Origin of the sequence: Hartmannibacter diazotrophicus (assembly GCF_900231165.1) — a bacterium.
GTDB classification, from domain to species: Bacteria; Pseudomonadota; Alphaproteobacteria; order Rhizobiales; family Pleomorphomonadaceae; genus Hartmannibacter; species Hartmannibacter diazotrophicus.
On record NZ_LT960614.1, the window covers coordinates 1,742,706 to 1,759,621 of the forward strand.

A 16,916-nucleotide genomic window follows, 5' to 3' on the forward strand; every position below is an offset into this window, starting at 1 on the left:
GTCACAATGCTCTATTTCGCCCGCTGGAAGGTGATTCTGATCTCGCTGGTCATTCTGGCCGGTGTCCTGATCAACATTCCGAATTTTCTGTCGTCAGACACGTTGAAAGCGGACTGGCCGAGTTTCCTGCCCTCCCGGCAGATCGTGCTCGGCCTCGACCTTCAGGGCGGCGTCTATCTCCTCTATGAGGTCGACAAGCAGGACTATGTTTCCAAGCGCTTGAAGACGCTGGAGAACGAGGTGCGCACGGCGCTGCGCCAGGAGCCGCGCGTCGGCTATACCGGCCTCGGCGTCAACGGGCAGGGCGTTCAGGTTCGCGTTCGAGACACGGCGCAGGTCGAAGAGGCAACGAAGCGTCTCAACGAGTTGCTGAACCCGCTCGATCAGGGCGTTCTCGGCGGCACCGGTGTCAACGAATTCGCCTTCAGCGACAAGGGCGACGGCCTTCTGCGGCTCGACATGACCGAGACGGGCCTGACGCAGCGGCTGTCGACCGTCGTGGCCCAGTCCATCGAGGTCATCCGTCGCCGCGTCGACGAAATCGGCACGACCGAGCCATCAATCCAGAAGAACGGCGACGACCGCATCCTGGTCGAGGCGCCCGGCGAAAAGGATCCGGAGCGTCTGAAGTCGCTCATCGGCCAGACGGCGCAGCTCTCCTTCCATCTCGTCGACTCGTCCATGTCGGCCGAGGAGGCGTTGAGGACGCGCCCGCCCGTCGGCACGGAGGTTCTCCAGTCGGCCGAGCCCGGCGGCCCGCCCTACCTCGTCGAGGAAGTGCCGCTGCTCACCGGCGAGGACCTGAAGGACGCTCGCGCGGCCTTCGATCAGCAGTCCAACGAGCCGCTCGTCTCCTTCACGCTGACGACCGCCGGCGCCCGCACCTTCGCCGACGTCACGACCCGCAACGTCAACCGGCCCTTCGCCATCGTGCTGGACAACCAGGTCATTTCGGCCCCGGTTATCCGCGAGCCGATCACCGGCGGCGCCGGACAGATTTCCGGCAACTTCACCGTCGAAAGCGCCAACGACCTCGCCGTTCTGCTGCGCGCGGGTGCGTTGCCGGCCAAGCTGGAGGTTGTCGAGGAGCGGACGGTCGGGCCGGGCCTTGGCGCCGACTCCATCGAAGCCGGCAAGATGGCCTCCTACATCGGCGCGGCCGCTGTCGTCATCTTCATGATCGCCGGCTACGGCCTTCTCGGCGTCTTCGCCAACATCGCCCTGGCGATCAACGTGATGCTGATTTTCGCCACGCTGACCCTTCTTGGTGCGACGCTGACGCTGCCGGGCATTGCCGGTATCGTGCTCACCATGGGCATGGCCGTCGACGCCAACGTGCTGATCTATGAACGCATTCGCGAGGAACAGCGGGGCGGTCGGTCGGCCATTCCGGCGATCGATGCCGGCTTCTCGCGCGCCCTCGGCACGATCATGGACTCCAACATCACGACGCTGATCGCGGCCGTGATCCTGTTCCAACTCGGCTCGGGCCCGGTGAAGGGCTTCGCGGTCACGCTCGCGGTCGGCATCTTCACCTCCATCTTCACGGCCTTCACCGTGACGCGGCTGATCATCGCCATCTGGGTGCGTCGCCGCCGTCCGGCCGTCGTGCCGATCTGAGACTTGAAAGTCGGCGAGCCCGACAGACGCTTGCCAGCGAGGAGCAGCATGCTGCTGAAACTGATCCCGGACGATACCAAGATCCCCTTCATGCGGATCCGGAAGATCGTCTTTGCCATCTCCCTGATCGCCAGCATCGCGGCACTGGGCCTTTTTGCCGTCAAGGGCATGAACTACGGCATCGACTTCGAAGGCGGCACGATGATCGAGATCCAGACCAAGGAAGGTCCGGCGGATCTCGCGTCGATTCGCGCCCGCCTCGGCGATCTCGGCCTCGGCGAGGTGCAGGTGCAGGAGTTCGGCAAGGCGGACGACGTGCTCATCCGCGTCGTGCGTCAGGAGGGTGGCGACGCCGCCCAGCAGGCGGCCGTCGAGAAGATCAAGGATGCCTTCGGCGAAGAGGTCAACTACCGCCGCGTCGAGGTCGTGGGGCCGCGCGTTTCGGGCGAACTGGCCCGGGCCGGCACGATGGCCGTCGGCGCGTCCCTGATCGCGATCCTGATCTACATCTGGTTCCGCTTCGAATGGCAGTACGGCCTCGGTGCGATCATCGCCACGATGCACGACGTGATTATGACCATCGGTCTTTTCGCGCTGCTGCAGATCGAGTTCAATCTGACATCCATCGCGGCGGTCCTGACCATTGTCGGCTATTCGTTGAACGACACCGTGGTCGTCTATGACCGCATCCGGGAAATGCGGCGGAAATACAAGAAGATGCCGCTTACGGAGCTGATCGACCTGTCGATCAACCAGACGCTCACCCGAACCACCATGACGTCGCTGACGACGTTGATCGCGCTGATTGCCCTCTTCATCTTCGGCGGGGAGGTCATCCGGTCCTTCACGATCGCGATGATCTTCGGCGTTGCGATCGGCACCTATTCGTCCATTTTCATTGCCTCTCCGGTGCTGATCATCTTCGGCCTGCAGAGAACCGGCGAGAATGCCCCGGCCAGCGAACCGAAGCAGGCCTGACCCGGTCGAGGCTGCCCGATCGGCCCGGGCCGTGAGATCGGTTCCGGGGCATGACTTCGGTGCGGGCAGGACCGGCGGGAAGGCTGTGAGCGGAGCGATCGCATGACTTCGGGATATCGGGGACGAGGCACGCCGCAGGACATCGTTCGTCGCGACGCGCATTTTCCCGGCAGGGCGCCGGTGGACGCCTATGGTGACGGCGGATTTCGCTTTGCCGGCATGTCCCATCGCGGTTCGCTTCTCTGCCTGCCAAGCGGCATCTACGGCTGGGCGGTCTCCATGCCATCGGACGTCACGATGGAGTCGCTGGAACCTCTCGTTGCCGATGCCGGCGAGGTGGAACTGCTGCTTTATGGCAGCGGACGCGACCTCGTCCCGCCGCCCGCTTCACTGCGGTTGGGCCTTGGCGACCACGGCATCCGGATCGACGTGATGTCGACGGGAGCGGCGATCCGCACCTACAATATCCTCCTCGGCGAAGGGCGTGCCGTTGCCGCAGCTCTTCTGGCCGTCGAGTGAGCGGGTCCGATGCACGTGGAGCCGGACATCCCCGATGAAGGCCTTGCCGCCGCAAGGGCCGAGTGCGAGGCCGTGCTGCGCCGGGACGACCGCGACCGCTGGCTCGCCTCGATGTTCGCTCCCGAGGCCGACCGGCCGCATCTCCACGCGCTTTATGCCTTCAGCAACGAGATCGCCCGGATTCGCGATGTCGTGCACGAGGCGATGCCTGGCGAAATCCGGCTGCAGTGGTGGCGCGACGCGCTGGAGACGGAGGAGAGGGGCGCCTTCGGCCATCCCGTCCTGATGTCTCTCAAGGCGACCCTTGCCGAGCGCAGGCTGCCGGTACGTCCGCTGCTCGACCTGATCGATGCGCGAACCTTCGATCTCTACGACGATCCGATGCCTTCGCTGCACAGTCTCGAGGGATATGCGGGGGAAACCCAGTCGGCCTTGTTTCAGCTTGCGGCGCTCGTCCTTGCACGAGGAGAGGATCCGGGCACGGCGGACGCCTCGGGCCATGCCGGGGTCGCCTATGCGCTCACCGGGCTGATGCGGGCCCTGCCGCTTCACGCAAGGCGCGGCCAGATTTTCCTGCCGCTCGATGTTCTGGCAGGCGCCGGCGTCTCCGAGGCGGACATGAGGCAGGGCAACGACAGCGCGGGTCTGCGCATCGCCCTGGCCGACCTGCGCGAGCGGGCGCGCATGCACCTCGATGCCGCAAGGGAGGCCTTGGCCAAGGCTCCAACGGCCATCAAGGCGGCTTACCTGCCGCTGGCGCTCGTGCCGCTCTGGCTGAGAGGCATGGAAGCGGCCCCGCCCTTTGAACCGGTGGCCGACACGGCCCAGTGGAAACGCCAGTGGGTGCTTTGGCGAGCCGCTGGAAAAGCGCGTCGGAACAAGGCGTTCTTCTGATAAGTTGAATCGATCTGTCAGGTATCTCGGGCCGGCCGGGAATGGCCGACCCTATCCTTGGACAATTCCCGTCAGGCCGCCAGCGATGGCAGGTCGAGCGCCCCAAGCCAGCTCTTGATGTCGCCAAGCGCGCGGGCGCTCATGGCCTTCTTGCGCGCGATCGACTTCTCCGTGCCCCGCAGCCGTTTGCCGGGAACCTTCGGCACCTCGATCGGCGGAAAGAGCCCGAAGTTGACGTTCATCGGCTGGAAGGATTTCGGGCCGGGTCCGTCTTCGACGGCGAGATGCCCGCCGGTGATATGGCTCAGAAGCGCGCCGAAGGCGGTGGTCGGCGGCGGAACGGGGATCGGCTTGCCGAGCCGCTCGGCGACGGCGAAACGGCCGGCGAGCATGCCCATCGCCGCCGATTCCACATAGCCCTCGCAGCCGGTCATCTGGCCGGCGAAACGAAGTCGTGGCAGCGTCTTCAGCCGGAGCGTTTCGTCCAGCACCTTCGGCGAATTCAGGAACGTGTTGCGGTGAAGGCCGCCAAGGCGCGCGAATTCGGCATTCTCCAGCCCCGGAATGGTGCGGAAGAGGCGAACCTGCTCGGCATATTTCAGCTTCGTCTGGAAGCCGACCATGTTGTAGAGCGTGCCGAGGGCATTGTCCTGCCGCAACTGGACGACCGCATAGGGCTTGACGGTCGGTTCGTGTGCGTTGGTCAGGCCCATCGGCTTCATCGGGCCGTGGCGAAGCGTCTCCGGGCCGCGTTCGGCCATGACCTCGATCGGCAGGCAGCCGTCGAAATAGGGCGTCTTCTCAAAATCCTTGAAGGCCGTCTTGTCGCCGGCGATCAGCCCGGCGACGAAGGCCTCGTAGGTCTCCCGGTCGAGCGGACAGTTGATGTAGTCCTTTCCCGTGCCGCCCGGTCCCACCTTGTCGTAGCGCGACTGGAACCAGGCCTTCTCCAGGTCGATGCTGTCGAAATGAACGATGGGCGCGATCGCGTCGAAAAAGGACAGGCTTTCCTCGCCGCAGGTGCGGGCGATGGCCTCCGACAGGGCCGGCGAGGTGAGGGGGCCGGTCGCAATGATCACATTGCCCCACGCCTCGGGCGGCAGGCCCTCGATCTCACCGCGCTCGATCGAAATCAGCGGATGCGAGGCGATGGCGTCGGTCATCGCCGAAGCGAAGCCCTCGCGGTCGACGGCGAGCGCGCCACCGGCGGGCACCTGGTTGGCGTCGCCGCAGCGCATCAGCAGGGAGTTGGCGAGCCTCATCTCAGCATGCAGCAGGCCGACGGCATTCGTCTCCGCGTCGTCGGACCGGAAGGAATTGGAGCAGACCAGTTCCCCGAGCTTGTCGGTCCTATGCGCGTCGGTTTCGCGCAGCGGCCGCATCTCGTGCAGGACGACGGGAATGCCGGCATTGGCGATGAATGTGGCCGCTTCGCAGCCGGCAAGGCCGCCGCCGATCACGTGATAGGGCGTGTAGAGTGGTTTTGTCATGGCGCGGAAAATAGTCGTATCGCCCTGCGGCAACAAGAGCGATCGGAGGGCTCGGCCGCTAGCGACTGCCGCGTGCCCGCGGAAGGATGGGGAGCCTTGAGGCTTGTCAATGCCGGCCGGCAACCGGCGGCGCAGTATTCGGCCCCGGAATGACAGCCCAAACAAGGAGATCGCTCGTGACCGGCTCACTCAAAGCGAAAATCATGACGATTCTGGATGCGCACCGCATCATGACGGTGGCGACCTTGCGGCCGGATGGCTGGCCGCAGGCGACGACCGTCGGCTACGTCAACGATGGCCTTGCGATCTATTTCCTGTGCGGCCTCGACAGCCAGAAGGCTCGGAACATTGCCCATGACAGCCGTATTTCGCTGACCATCGACCACGACACGTCCGATCTGATGGCCATCGAGGGGCTTTCGATGGCAGCCCACGCCGAACTCGTCACCGATCCGGCCGAAGCCGACCGCGTCATTGCGATGATGCCCGCCAAATATGCCGAACAACGGATCGAGGCCTTGCCCTTTCCGATGCCGACGCACAGCGATGTTCGCATTTACCGCGTGAAGCCGGTCGTCATTTCCGTTCTCGACTACTCGAAGGGATTCGGTCACGCGGATCTGGTTCGGCCCGAGGACCTTTGAGCCGGTCCGTCCATCGCGTTTCGTGCAGGGGATTGGGCACAAAAAAACGCCCACCGGGGGAGGAGATCCGGTGGGCGTATCAGACACCACGGAGGGAGGAGGTTCCGTGGAGATCCGTCGTGTCAGGGGAGGAGGTCCGACACGACTTACGAGGCGAAGAACGGAGGTGGGGAGGAGGTCACCTGCGTTGTTTCAAACCCCGATCCAATGTCCTTCGTTGACAATCTGCCTGAGATCTTAACGAAGGCTTAAAAAACCTCAGCGCGCAGCGCGACGAGCAAGGTTACGGATATCGCTGCGGACGATTCCAAGGTCGTGAAGCTCACGGTTCGAGAGCTGCGACAGTTCTCTGTAGGTCTGCTGGTACTTGACGAAGTGGTTGTACTTCTTAACGATGGTGTCGAACATGGTCGTTATCCTTCAGGTCCGTGTAATTCCGTATCGACGGGGTGTCGTCGCCAGTTTGAAAACTTTCTGCGCCGCCGTCTGTCGAGGAGATATGTAGTCCCATCGGATCCGCATGGGCAGGGGGGTGAGCGCATGTCCCGCATGTTTATTTTGCATAGCGAAATTAAATGCCGGCGGGAATGCGGCGCGGATCGCCCATCGGGCAATCTTTTTTCAAACGATCAAATGAATGCTCGTTTCGATATGATTTAAAAATCAAAGAGTTATAAGTGTCGGCCTGATGGTGGAAGCGTTAACAAGCGCTAACCAATCGGGCAATATTGCGGCGCACAAAAAACATGAAACGGACGTGAGGCGAGATAAAATCGGTTTAAAGAAATGGACGTCAAACCGGCCGAAAACGGGCTAATCGGTTTAAAAACTAAAAACGTTTAGTTCTCGAAGGCCGGATGGCGCATCTGCGGCGCAAATCACCCTGTTCTGACGCATGGCTTACCCAGGATGGGCGCAGGTCGCCCATCAGCCGGGACAGGCTCTCCATGCTCCCCCGCAGGTGAGGGCAAATCCGGACACCCTATTCGGCTGCCCGTCTCGCCCCCTCCGGGCGCCGCTCCAGCATGGTCTTGAGGTAGCGGGCGGTGTGCGAGCGCTCGTTGTCGACGATGTCCTCCGGGCGGCCCTCGGCCACGACCGTTCCGCCGCCGTCGCCGCCTTCCGGTCCGAAGTCGATGATCCAGTCGGCGGTCTTGATGACTTCGAGGTTGTGCTCGATCACGACGATGCTGTTGCCCTGGTCGACGAGTTCGTGCAGCACCTCGAGCAGCTTGGCGACATCGTGGAAATGCAGGCCCGTGGTCGGCTCGTCGAGGATATAGAGCGTTCGCCCCGTCGCGCGTTTCGCCAGTTCCTTGGCAAGCTTCACCCGCTGCGCCTCGCCGCCCGACAGCGTCGTCGCCTGCTGGCCCACCTTGACGTAGCCGAGCCCGACGCGGGCAAGCGTTTCCAGCTTGTCGCGCACCGCCGGCACGGCGGAGAAGAACTCCGCGCCCTCGTCGACGGTCATGTCGAGCACGTCGGCGATCGACTTGCCCCGGAACATGACGTCCAGCGTTTCGCGATTGTAGCGCTTGCCCTTGCAGACGTCGCAGGTGACGTAGACGTCAGGCAGGAAGTGCATCTCGATCTTGATGACGCCGTCGCCCTGGCACGCCTCGCAGCGCCCGCCCTTGACGTTGAAGGAGAAGCGGCCGGGTGCGTAACCGCGGGCCTTCGCCTCCGGCAGGCCGGCGAACCACTCGCGGATCGGCGTGAAGGCGCCGGTATAGGTCGCCGGGTTCGAGCGCGGCGTGCGCCCGATCGGCGACTGGTCGATGTCGATCACCTTGTCGAGATATTCGAAGCCCTCGATCCGGTCATGCGGCGCCGCCTGCTCGCGTGAGCCGTTGAGCCGGCGCGAGGCCGCCTTGAACAGCGTGTCGACGAGGAAGGTGGACTTGCCGCCGCCGGAAACGCCCGTCACGCAGGTGAAGGTGCCAAGCGGGATCGAGACGTCGACATTCTTCAGGTTGTTGCCGCGCGCGCCAAAGACCTTCAGCCGCTTCTGCTTGGAAATCTTGCGCCGGCCTTCCGGGACCGCAACGGTCCTGACGCCGGAAAGATACTGCCCCGTCAGCGAGGCCGGATCGGCCATGACCTCGGCCGGCGTGCCTTCCGAGACGATGCGCCCGCCGTGGACGCCGGCGCCGGGGCCGACGTCGACGACATAGTCGGCGGCAAGGATGGCATCCTCGTCATGTTCCACCACGATCACGGTGTTGCCGAGGTCGCGCAGGTGTTTGAGCGTGCCGATGAGCCGGTCGTTGTCGCGCTGGTGCAGGCCGATCGACGGCTCGTCGAGCACATAGAGCACGCCCGTGAGGCCGGAGCCGATCTGCGAGGCGAGGCGAATGCGCTGGCTCTCGCCGCCGGACAGCGTTCCCGAATTGCGCGACAGCGTCAGATAGTCGAGGCCGACGTCGTTGAGGAACTTGAGACGCTCGCGGATTTCCTTGAGAATCCGGCCTGCGATCTCGTTCTGCTTGTCCGACAGCAGCGGCGGCAGCACCTCGAACCAGTCGGCCGCCGTCCTGATCGACTTCTCGCCGACTTCGCCGATGTGCAGCCCCGCGATCTTGACCGCAAGCGCCTCCGGCTTCAGCCGGTAGCCGCCGCAGAAGTCGCAAGGATGGTCGGACTGGTAGCGCGACAGCTCCTCCCGCACCCAGTCGGAATCCGTCTCGCGCCAGCGGCGCTCGATATTCGTGACGACGCCCTCGAAGGTCTTGCTGGTCCGGTAGCTGCGCATGCCGTCGTCATAGACGAACTCGATTTCCTCGCGGCCGGAGCCGTTGAGGATGGTCTCGCGCACCTCCTCGGGCAGCTTGTGCCAGGGGGTTGCCATCGACACCTTGTAGTGCCGGCTGATCGCCTCCAGCGTCTGCGCATAATAGGGCGAGGTGCTGCCGGTCTTGGCCCAGGGAAGCACCGCGCCGTCCTTCAGCGACAGGTTGGCGTCGGGCACCACCAGTTCGGCCTCGAAGCGCAGCGTCGTGCCGAGGCCGTCGCAATGCGGGCAGGCGCCGAAGGGGTTGTTGAAGGAAAAGAGACGCGGCTCGATCTCCGGGATCGTGAATCCGGAAACGGGACAGGCGAATTTCTGCGAGAAGATGATCCGCTCCGCTTCGCCCTTTTCGTCGGTCTTGTCTGCGAACTCGACGACGGCAATGCCATCGGCAAGCCCGAGCGCGGTCTCGAAACTGTCGGCAAGGCGCGACGCGATATCGTCGCGCACGACGAGGCGGTCGACGACCACATCGATGTCGTGCTTCAGCTTCTTGTCGAGGGCAGGGGCGTCGGCAATCTCCGTCAGCGTGCCGTCGATCTTGACGCGCTGGAAGCCCTTCTTCTGAAGTTCGGCAAGTTCCTTGCGGTATTCGCCCTTGCGCCCGCGCACCATGGGGGCGAGCAGGTAGAGGCGGCTTCCCTCCGGCAGCGCCATCACCCGGTCGACCATCTGGCTGACCGTTTGGCTTTCGATCGGCAGGCCGGTCGCCGGAGAATAGGGAATGCCGACGCGCGCGAAGAGCAGGCGCATGTAGTCGTAGATCTCGGTGACCGTGCCGACGGTGGAGCGCGGATTACGCGAGGTGGTCTTCTGCTCGATGGAAATTGCCGGCGAAAGGCCGTCGATCTGGTCGACGTCCGGCTTCTGCATCATCTCAAGGAACTGGCGGGCATAGGCCGAAAGGCTTTCCACATAGCGGCGCTGGCCTTCCGCGTAGATGGTGTCGAAGGCGAGCGACGACTTGCCCGAGCCCGAAAGCCCGGTCATCACCACGAGGCTGTCGCGCGGCAGGTCCAGATCGACATTCTTGAGATTATGCTCCCGCGCGCCACGGATCGAGATCATCCTGTGTCTGTCCGTCTGCCGAACCCGCTCGTCTGCCGTCATGTGCCTCGGTCCTGTCCCTGGGTCCTCAAGCACGAAAGACGCTCTTGCCGCGAGGCGTCAAACCGCCATCCCGGATGGGTCGTTTCCTGCTGCTAGGCTCTTAAGAAAAATCTGCTCGGCTCAAATATAGGCTGGACGCGCGCGCGCCCAAGTGCCATTTGTTGGAACATATCAGGAACAATGCTGCGATGCGAGCATTTTCCTCCACCTGTGGAGAAAAAGCCGCAAGGCGCGTCCGCGCCGTCCGAGTGTGTTAAGTGTGTCGGCAGATCGCTGCGGGAAGGCTCTTCCCGCCGCCTGCGCGCGCGAACATCAATCAGGCGCGTGCGGGCATAAATCCAATGAGTTCAAGGAGCAAAGGTCATGGCGGGCAGCGTCAACAAGGTCATTCTGGTCGGCAACCTTGGGGCGGATCCGGAAATCCGCCGAACGCAGGACGGCCGCCCGATCGCCAATCTTCGTGTCGCGACATCCGAAAGCTGGCGCGACCGCAACAGCGGCGAGCGCCGCGAGAAGACGGAATGGCATCGCGTCGTCATCTTCAACGAGGGGCTTTGCAAGGTCGCCGAGCAGTATCTTCGCAAGGGCGCCAAGGTCTATATCGAGGGTCAGTTGCAGACCCGCGAATGGGACGACCAGAGTGGCCAGAAGCGCTATTCGACCGAGATCGTGCTGCAGGGCTTCAACTCGACGCTCACGATGCTCGACGGCCGGGGTGAGCGCGGCGAGGGTGACTTCGGTGGCGGCAGCGGCGGCGGATCGGACTTTGGCCGTTCCAGCCCGATGGAGCGCAGCGGTGGCTCCAGCGGTCGTGCGGCGTCCTCGACCGGCGGCGGCGGATCGCGCGGCGGCTATTCCTCCGACATGGACGACGAAATCCCGTTCTGAGCGGGCGGGCGTTCAAAGGCGTTGGGTCGGCAGGTGAGGCGTCATGAAGCTGGTCGTCGGTAATTGCAATTATTCGAGCTGGTCGCTGCGGGGCTGGCTTGCCGCCCGCCAGACGGGAGCCGATTTCGAGACGGTGGTGATTGATCTCGATACGCCCGAGTTCAAGTCCGAGGTCGCCCGGCATTCGTCGGCCGGCCGGGTGCCGGTGCTCGTCGATGGCGACATCACCGTCTGGGATTCGCTGGCGATCATCGAATATCTCGCCGAGCAATACCCGGATTGCGGCCTCTGGCCGGCGGACAAGGCCGCGCGCGCCTTTGCCCGGTCCGTCTCCGCGGAAATGCATTCGGGCTTTCCCGATGTGCGCAATCACTGGCCCATGAACATTCGCCGGCCGATCGCCGAACGTCCGGCGACCGAGGGCGCGGCACGCGATACCGCCCGCATCACGGAGATCTGGCGCGAGGCGCGCAAGTGCTTCGGCCAGGACGGCCCCTTTCTCTGCGGCGCCTTCGGCGCGATTGATTGCGTCTTCGCGCCGGTCGCAAGTCGCTTCCGCACGTATGGCGTTGAACTCGGACCTGTCGAGGCCGCCTATGTGGATGCGATCCATGCGCATCCACCGATGGTCGAGTGGATCGCGGCGGCGAAGAAGGAGACCTGGGTCGTCGTCGCCGACGAGGTCGACTGAGCGGGATCGCTGCCTTTTCGATCATGCCGATTTTGTGACATTTCTTTGCCTTTGCCTGAATCCGCTGCTACCTTAAGGGCAACGTGAATGAGGCATGCCGCGCTTGAGCCTTCCATGAAGGGTTCGCGCCGCGTGCAGGAGACAGGCTTTGACCGACGCGGGCGAGAGTAACGGCCGCGCAGATTTCTCCCCTGCCGGAGACGCCACGCCGAATGACAAGGGCGCGACGGCTGAAAAGGGGGGCATGGGCAAACGGGCGGCACGCCGCCGCAAGCGCCGTCCGCAAGGGACAGGCCCCGTTGCCGATGGACAATCTGCGTCCCCGGCCGAACAGGTGAACCATCCAGCAGCCGACCACGCCGAAGGCGGGGCAGGAGCCGGGCGAAAGCGCCGGCATCGCAAGCGGCGTGGCAAGCAGCCGGGCCACGGGCCGGCGGGAGACCTGCGCGGCCTCCGCTCGCCGCCGTCGCGCCGCCCCGGCGGCGACCAGTCGGCTCGTCCCCGCGAGGCCGGCGGAAATGCCACGGCGGAAAAGCATCGCGCAAGGAGCGGTGACAAGGCGCGCATGCCGGAGCACGCACGTGCCGGCGAGCCGCGAAGCCCGGACCAGGCGCGCAGACCCCACCCGGCCGGCGAAGGGCGCAGGCGCAGCAACGGCGCCGAACCGGGCATGCGCCGCGAGTCGCCGCTGTACGCCGCCCTTGATCTTGGCACCAACAATTGCCGGCTGCTGATCGCCGAACCGCAGGAACGCGGCTTTCGCGTGGTCGATGCCTTTTCGCGGATCGTGCGTCTCGGCGAGGGGATCGGCCGCTCGGGCCGGCTGTCGCAGCCGGCGATGGATCGCGCTGTCGAGGCCCTGGCCGTCTGCCGCTCCAAGATGGCCGATCACAACGTTCATCGCATGCGCCTGATCGCGACGGAGGCCTGCCGCGCGGCGGAAAACGGCGTTGTCTTCCTGGAACGGGTCCGCCGGGAGACGGGCCTGTCCCTGGAGATCGTTGACCGCAAGACCGAGGCGCGGCTGGCGGTCGCCGGCTGCGTGACGCTGGTCGACCCTTACGCCAACGGCGTCCTGCTCTTCGATATCGGCGGCGGTTCGTCGGAACTCGTCTGGCTGGACCTTCGCGAACGCGGCCGAGCGCGCGGCTTCGCGCTGACGCGCTACATTCGCGCCTGGACGTCGCTGCCGGTCGGCGTCGTGACCTTGTCGGAGCGTCATGGCGGCGTCTGCGTCACCCGCGAGATCTTCGACCAGATGGTCGACGAGGTCAGCGGCATGCTCGACGGTTTCGAGGGGGTGGAGGAACTCGGCCGCCTGATCGAGGCCGGCGGTATGCATATGCTCGGAACGTCCGGCACGGTGACGACGCTTGCGGGCGTCCACCTCGGCCTGAAACGCTACGACCGCCGCAAGGTGGACGGCATCTGGCTTGAATCGAATGATGTCGGCTCGATGATCGAGCAACTGCTCGACATGCCCTTCGAGGCGCGGATCTCCAATCCCTGCATCGGCACTGACAGGGCCGATCTCGTCATGGCCGGCTGCGCCATCCTGGAGGCGATTCGCCGCCGCTGGCCCTGCCAGAGGCTGCGGGTGGCGGACCGGGGGCTGCGCGAGGGGATTCTCGTGGAATTGATGGCGCGCGACGGCGTGTGGCGTCGGCGTGGTCCTGGGCATCACCAGCATGGCTCGCAAAGGCCGGGAGGCGGGCGTGGCTGACGACAAGAAACCGAAAAAGCCGGGCAAGGGGCGCGCAGACACCGGGCTGAAGGTGCGCGTGAAGACCGCGCGCGGCCGCACGGCCTCCTCGGCGCGCTGGCTGGAGCGACAGCTCAACGACCCCTATGTCGTCAAGGCCAGGCGCGAGGGCTGGCGCTCGCGAGCCGCCTTCAAGATCATCGAGATCGACGAGAAATGCCATTTGCTGAAGCCGGGCCAGCGCGTCGTCGATCTTGGCGTCGCGCCGGGCGGCTGGAGCCAGGTGGCGGCCAAGAAGGTCGGTTCGACTGCCGCGAATCCGCTCGTCGTCGGCATCGACTATCTGGAACTGGACCCGATTCCGGGCGTCGTGCTGCTCCAAAAGGATTTTCTCGACGAGGATGCACCCGATCAGCTCATCGCGGCGCTCGGCGGCGAGGCGCCGGATCTTGTCCTCTCCGACATGGCCGCGCCGACCACGGGGCACCACAAGACCGACTATCTGCGCACCATGCATCTGTGCGAGGTGGCCGCCGACTTCGCCATCAACGTGCTGAAGCCCGGCGGAGCCTTTGTCGCGAAGGTGTTCCGCGGCGGCACCGAGAACGAACTGCTGGCGCAGCTGAAGCGCCATTTCTCGACGGTCGTGCACGTCAAGCCGCCGTCGAGCCGGCAGGAAAGCGTCGAACTCTATCTCGTGGCGCGCGGGTTCAAGGGCAGGGCGGATCAGACGGAAGACTGAACGCATTGCGCTCCAGTGTCTCGCCAGAGCGGGTTTTGACCGCCGGCCGGCGTCTTTGAATGGCTTCGAAGACGATTCGCGGTGAAGCTGGTCCATGACCGATTGTGATCATGCCTTTTGGCAGATGATCGATCCGATCGGACCTTGCCTTCTGCTGAGCAGGTCTTCGCCCTCCCTCCCGCGCAGGAGCGATCTCGAATGCGTCTTCTCCTCCTCGTAAGTCTCGGCTTCGTCCTCCTCGCTCAGGTTGCCTTGGCGGCAGGTCCTGCCGCGGCCCAGAACGCCTACGAGCCCAAACGTGGCTCGGCCGAGCGCGCGGCGATCATGGATGCGGTCAGGCCTGTTGCGGCGTCCCATGTTGGCGCGCCGGTCGAATTCGTTGTCGAGGATCTTAAGGTCTTCGGTGATCGCGCCTACGCCGCTCTCAAGATGCAGCGGCCGGGCGGCAAGGCAATCGATATGGCCGGGACGCCCAACGCGCGCAAATACGGCTACGATCCGAACGAATATCCGGGAATTTATGCTCTCCTGTTGCGCCGGGGCGGCGGCTGGACGGTCGCGAGCGAAATGTTCAGCCCTTTCGAGCCTCCTTTTGGCGGTCCGAAGGACTGCAGCGCCTGGCGCTCGGTGCTCCCTGTCGCGTGGTGCCAATAGGCGGAGACGGCGAACGGGATGCGGCCTCGGGAACTGCGTGCGCCGGTGCAGGGCCGCAGGCGTGCATGACAGCCTTGCATCTCACCGTTTTGCTTTGCCTTATGTAAAAAGCGTGTTAGAGACCCGCGCCATCCTTTTGCGCGCGGCATGAGGCAGGCGAGGGCGTTTCATCCTTCCGTTCCTGGACCCCGTTTGCCCCACTTTGCTGCCGCGCCTGACCCCAAGTTCCGGGAGTTGACCTGATGGCCATCTTTTTCGAGCCCGCCCACGGCGGAACGCTGGCGCTTACCTTCGACGACGTGCTGCTGACCCCCGGGCACTCGGAAGTGCTTCCAGCCGAAACCGACCTTCGCACCCGCCTGACCCGCGAAATCGAGCTGAATATCCCGATCATTTCCTCGGCGATGGACACCGTCACCGAGGCCCGTCTGGCGATTGCCATGGCACAGGCCGGCGGCATCGGCGTCATTCACCGCAACCTGACGCCGGAAGTGCAGGCCGAGCATGTGCGGCAGGTCAAGAAGTTCGAATCGGGCATGGTCGTCAATCCGGTCGTCATCGGCCCGGACGCCACCTTGCAGCAGGCCCTCGACGTCATGAAGGCCTTCAACATTTCCGGCATCCCGGTGGTCGAGAACGCCGGTGCCGGTGGACAGCTGATCGGCAAGCTCGTCGGTATCCTCACCAATCGCGATGTCCGCTTCGCCACGCACCCTGATCAGCCGATCCGGGAACTGATGACCCACAAGAACCTCGTGACGGTTCGCGAGGGTGTCAGCCAGGACGAGGCCAAGCGCCTGCTGCACACCCACCGCATCGAAAAGCTGGTGGTCGTCGACGATGCCTACAACTGCATCGGCCTCATCACCGTGAAGGACATCGAGAAGGCGCAGCTTCACCCGAATGCCGCCAAGGACGATCAGGGGCGCCTGCGCGTTGCCGCCGCCACCACGGTGGGCGATGCGGGTTACGAGCGTTCGCAGCGGTTGATCGACGCGGGCGTCGATCTCCTCGTCGTCGACACGGCCCACGGTCATTCCGAGCGCGTGCTCGAGGCTGTGCGCAAGGTGAAGCGGATTTCCAACCGCACGCAGATTCTCGCCGGTAACGTTGCGACGGCCGACGCGACCAAGGCGCTCATCGACGCTGGCGCCGACGCGGTCAAGATCGGCATCGGCCCGGGGTCGATCTGCACCACGCGCATCGTCGCCGGTGTCGGCGTGCCGCAGCTCACCGCCATCATGGAAGGCGTTCGCGCCGCGCAGGACTCCGGCGTTCCGGTGATCGCCGACGGCGGCATCCGCTTCTCCGGCGACGTCGCCAAGGCACTGGCGGCGGGCGCTTCCGCGGCCATGATCGGCTCGCTTTTTGCCGGCACCGAGGAAAGCCCCGGCGAGGTCTACCTGCACCAGGGCCGCAGCTACAAGTCCTACCGCGGCATGGGGTCCGTCGGCGCGATGGCGCGCGGCTCGGCAGACCGCTATTTCCAGTCCGAGGTGACCGATTCCCTGAAGCTCGTGCCGGAAGGCATCGAGGGTCAGGTGCCTTACAAGGGGCCGATCGGCGGCGTTCTGCATCAGCTTGCCGGCGGCGTGCGCGCGGCCATGGGCTATGTCGGTGCCAAGACCATCTCCGAATTGCAGGAAAAGGCGCAGTTCATCCGCATCTCCAATGCCGGTATGCGGGAAAGCCATGCACATGATGTCACCATCACCCGCGAGAGCCCGAACTATCCCGGTAGTGTGTGATGACGGCGGCGGTCGGGCTGATGGCGCTTGCGATGATGGCGCAAATGATCCTGATGTTCCGGGCGGCCCGGGCCCGCTTTGCGTGCGTGGGCGCCCGTCGGGTCCGATTGTCCGAGATCGCGCTCGACTCGCGTGCCTGGCCTGACGACGTCCTCAAGCTCTCCAACAACATGAACAACCAGTTCGAGACGCCGACGCTCTTCTACGGGCTCGTGCTTCTCGCGCTGGTCCTGGAACTCGCGAGCCTGCCGCTGGCGATTCTCGCCTGGGCCTATGTCGCGCTGCGTGTCGCGCACAGGGCGGTCCATACCGGGGCCAATCACCTTCCGACACGGCCGAAAGTCTTCATGCTGGGTGTTTCCTGCCTCATGATCATGGCGATCATACTGGTTATCGAAATTGCGGTGGGAATGTTGGCATCATGAGGGATGGCGGGCGGCTTGCAGCC

General features: G+C 64.6%; 15 protein-coding genes. 12 read left to right on the plus strand and 3 right to left on the minus strand.

Going from position 1 to position 16,916, the window contains the following annotated elements; all coding sequences use genetic code 11:
• Positions 1 to 6: 6 nt before the first annotated feature.
• From secD to HDIA_RS08095, 4 genes are all read left to right on the plus strand, one after another.
• Positions 7 to 1,620, plus strand: coding sequence for a protein translocase subunit SecD (secD, locus tag HDIA_RS25750; protein WP_099555704.1), 1,614 nt, complete (start codon positions 7 to 9; stop codon positions 1,618 to 1,620).
• Between the two features lie 48 nt (positions 1,621 to 1,668).
• Entirely contained in the window at positions 1,669 to 2,598 is a 930-nt protein-coding gene (secF, locus tag HDIA_RS25755) for a protein translocase subunit SecF (RefSeq protein WP_099555705.1), read from the plus strand.
• Between the two features lie 102 nt (positions 2,599 to 2,700).
• Entirely contained in the window at positions 2,701 to 3,117 is a 417-nt protein-coding gene (locus HDIA_RS08090; RefSeq protein WP_099555706.1) for an Mth938-like domain-containing protein, read from the plus strand.
• A gap of 9 nt (positions 3,118 to 3,126) precedes the next feature.
• Positions 3,127 to 4,011 (plus strand): phytoene/squalene synthase family protein, encoded by an 885-nt coding sequence (locus tag HDIA_RS08095; RefSeq protein ID WP_099555707.1) that lies wholly within the window; start codon positions 3,127 to 3,129, stop codon positions 4,009 to 4,011.
• Positions 4,012 to 4,082: 71 nt separating this feature from the next.
• Here the strand turns inward: HDIA_RS08095 and trmFO are convergent, their stop codons facing one another.
• On the minus strand, positions 4,083 to 5,501 hold the full coding sequence (gene trmFO / locus HDIA_RS08100) for a methylenetetrahydrofolate--tRNA-(uracil(54)-C(5))-methyltransferase (FADH(2)-oxidizing) TrmFO (protein ID WP_099555708.1): 1,419 nt from the start codon (positions 5,499 to 5,501) through the stop codon (positions 4,083 to 4,085).
• A 149-nt stretch (positions 5,502 to 5,650) separates the two neighbouring features.
• Between trmFO and HDIA_RS08105 the strand changes: the two genes are divergently transcribed.
• Positions 5,651 to 6,145, plus strand: a complete 495-nt coding sequence (locus tag HDIA_RS08105; RefSeq protein WP_425432928.1) for a pyridoxamine 5'-phosphate oxidase family protein — start codon at positions 5,651 to 5,653, stop codon at positions 6,143 to 6,145.
• A 258-nt stretch (positions 6,146 to 6,403) separates the two neighbouring features.
• On the opposite strand, the gene HDIA_RS08110 is transcribed toward HDIA_RS08105, so the two are convergent.
• Together HDIA_RS08110 and uvrA are read right to left on the minus strand one after the other, a co-directional pair.
• A complete protein-coding gene (locus HDIA_RS08110; protein WP_099555710.1) occupies positions 6,404 to 6,553 on the minus strand; it encodes a DUF1127 domain-containing protein in 150 nt (49 codons plus the stop codon).
• A gap of 574 nt (positions 6,554 to 7,127) precedes the next feature.
• Positions 7,128 to 10,043, minus strand: coding sequence for an excinuclease ABC subunit UvrA (gene uvrA / locus HDIA_RS08115; protein WP_099555711.1), 2,916 nt, complete (start codon positions 10,041 to 10,043; stop codon positions 7,128 to 7,130).
• 363 nt (positions 10,044 to 10,406) lie between these two features.
• Here uvrA and HDIA_RS08120 point away from each other — a divergent pair, with 363 nt between their 5' ends.
• The 7 genes from HDIA_RS08120 to HDIA_RS08150 all read left to right on the plus strand — a co-directional run bounded on the left by HDIA_RS08120 (position 10,407) and on the right by HDIA_RS08150 (position 16,893).
• A complete protein-coding gene (locus HDIA_RS08120) occupies positions 10,407 to 10,931 on the plus strand; it encodes a single-stranded DNA-binding protein (protein ID WP_099555712.1) in 525 nt (174 codons plus the stop codon).
• Between the two features lie 43 nt (positions 10,932 to 10,974).
• Positions 10,975 to 11,622, plus strand: coding sequence for a glutathione S-transferase family protein (locus HDIA_RS08125; RefSeq protein WP_099555713.1), 648 nt, complete (start codon positions 10,975 to 10,977; stop codon positions 11,620 to 11,622).
• A gap of 334 nt (positions 11,623 to 11,956) precedes the next feature.
• The gene (locus tag HDIA_RS08130) at positions 11,957 to 13,345 is read left to right on the plus strand and encodes a Ppx/GppA phosphatase family protein (protein ID WP_425432929.1); all 1,389 of its coding nucleotides are present in this window, start codon (positions 11,957 to 11,959) and stop codon (positions 13,343 to 13,345) included.
• On the plus strand, positions 13,311 to 14,066 hold the full coding sequence (locus HDIA_RS08135; protein ID WP_099558775.1) for an RlmE family RNA methyltransferase: 756 nt from the start codon (positions 13,311 to 13,313) through the stop codon (positions 14,064 to 14,066). The genes HDIA_RS08130 and HDIA_RS08135 overlap by 35 nt, the downstream gene beginning before the upstream one ends.
• Before the next feature lie 198 nt (positions 14,067 to 14,264).
• Entirely contained in the window at positions 14,265 to 14,720 is a 456-nt protein-coding gene (locus HDIA_RS08140) for a hypothetical protein (protein ID WP_099555715.1), read from the plus strand.
• A 242-nt stretch (positions 14,721 to 14,962) separates the two neighbouring features.
• Positions 14,963 to 16,468, plus strand: a complete 1,506-nt coding sequence (guaB, locus tag HDIA_RS08145; RefSeq protein ID WP_099555716.1) for an IMP dehydrogenase — start codon at positions 14,963 to 14,965, stop codon at positions 16,466 to 16,468.
• Positions 16,468 to 16,893: an MAPEG family protein gene (locus HDIA_RS08150; protein WP_099555717.1), complete on the plus strand. Its 426-nt coding sequence runs from the start codon at positions 16,468 to 16,470 to the stop codon at positions 16,891 to 16,893. The genes guaB and HDIA_RS08150 overlap by 1 nt, the downstream gene beginning before the upstream one ends.
• Positions 16,894 to 16,916 lie beyond the last annotated feature (23 nt).

Coding starts and splice junctions, on each gene's coding strand:
- secD (WP_099555704.1), top strand. CDS start 7: ATGCTCTATTTCGCCCGCTGGAAGGTGATTCTGATCTCGCTGGTCATT.
- secF (WP_099555705.1), top strand. CDS start 1,669: ATGCTGCTGAAACTGATCCCGGACGATACCAAGATCCCCTTCATGCGG.
- HDIA_RS08090 (WP_099555706.1), top strand. CDS start 2,701: ATGACTTCGGGATATCGGGGACGAGGCACGCCGCAGGACATCGTTCGT.
- HDIA_RS08095 (WP_099555707.1), top strand. CDS start 3,127: ATGCACGTGGAGCCGGACATCCCCGATGAAGGCCTTGCCGCCGCAAGG.
- trmFO (WP_099555708.1), bottom strand. CDS start 5,501: ATGACAAAACCACTCTACACGCCCTATCACGTGATCGGCGGCGGCCTT.
- HDIA_RS08105 (WP_425432928.1), top strand. CDS start 5,651: ATGACAGCCCAAACAAGGAGATCGCTCGTGACCGGCTCACTCAAAGCG.
- HDIA_RS08110 (WP_099555710.1), bottom strand. CDS start 6,553: ATGTTCGACACCATCGTTAAGAAGTACAACCACTTCGTCAAGTACCAG.
- uvrA (WP_099555711.1), bottom strand. CDS start 10,043: ATGACGGCAGACGAGCGGGTTCGGCAGACGGACAGACACAGGATGATC.
- HDIA_RS08120 (WP_099555712.1), top strand. CDS start 10,407: ATGGCGGGCAGCGTCAACAAGGTCATTCTGGTCGGCAACCTTGGGGCG.
- HDIA_RS08125 (WP_099555713.1), top strand. CDS start 10,975: ATGAAGCTGGTCGTCGGTAATTGCAATTATTCGAGCTGGTCGCTGCGG.
- HDIA_RS08135 (WP_099558775.1), top strand. CDS start 13,311: ATGGCTCGCAAAGGCCGGGAGGCGGGCGTGGCTGACGACAAGAAACCG.
- HDIA_RS08140 (WP_099555715.1), top strand. CDS start 14,265: ATGCGTCTTCTCCTCCTCGTAAGTCTCGGCTTCGTCCTCCTCGCTCAG.
- guaB (WP_099555716.1), top strand. CDS start 14,963: ATGGCCATCTTTTTCGAGCCCGCCCACGGCGGAACGCTGGCGCTTACC.
- HDIA_RS08150 (WP_099555717.1), top strand. CDS start 16,468: ATGACGGCGGCGGTCGGGCTGATGGCGCTTGCGATGATGGCGCAAATG.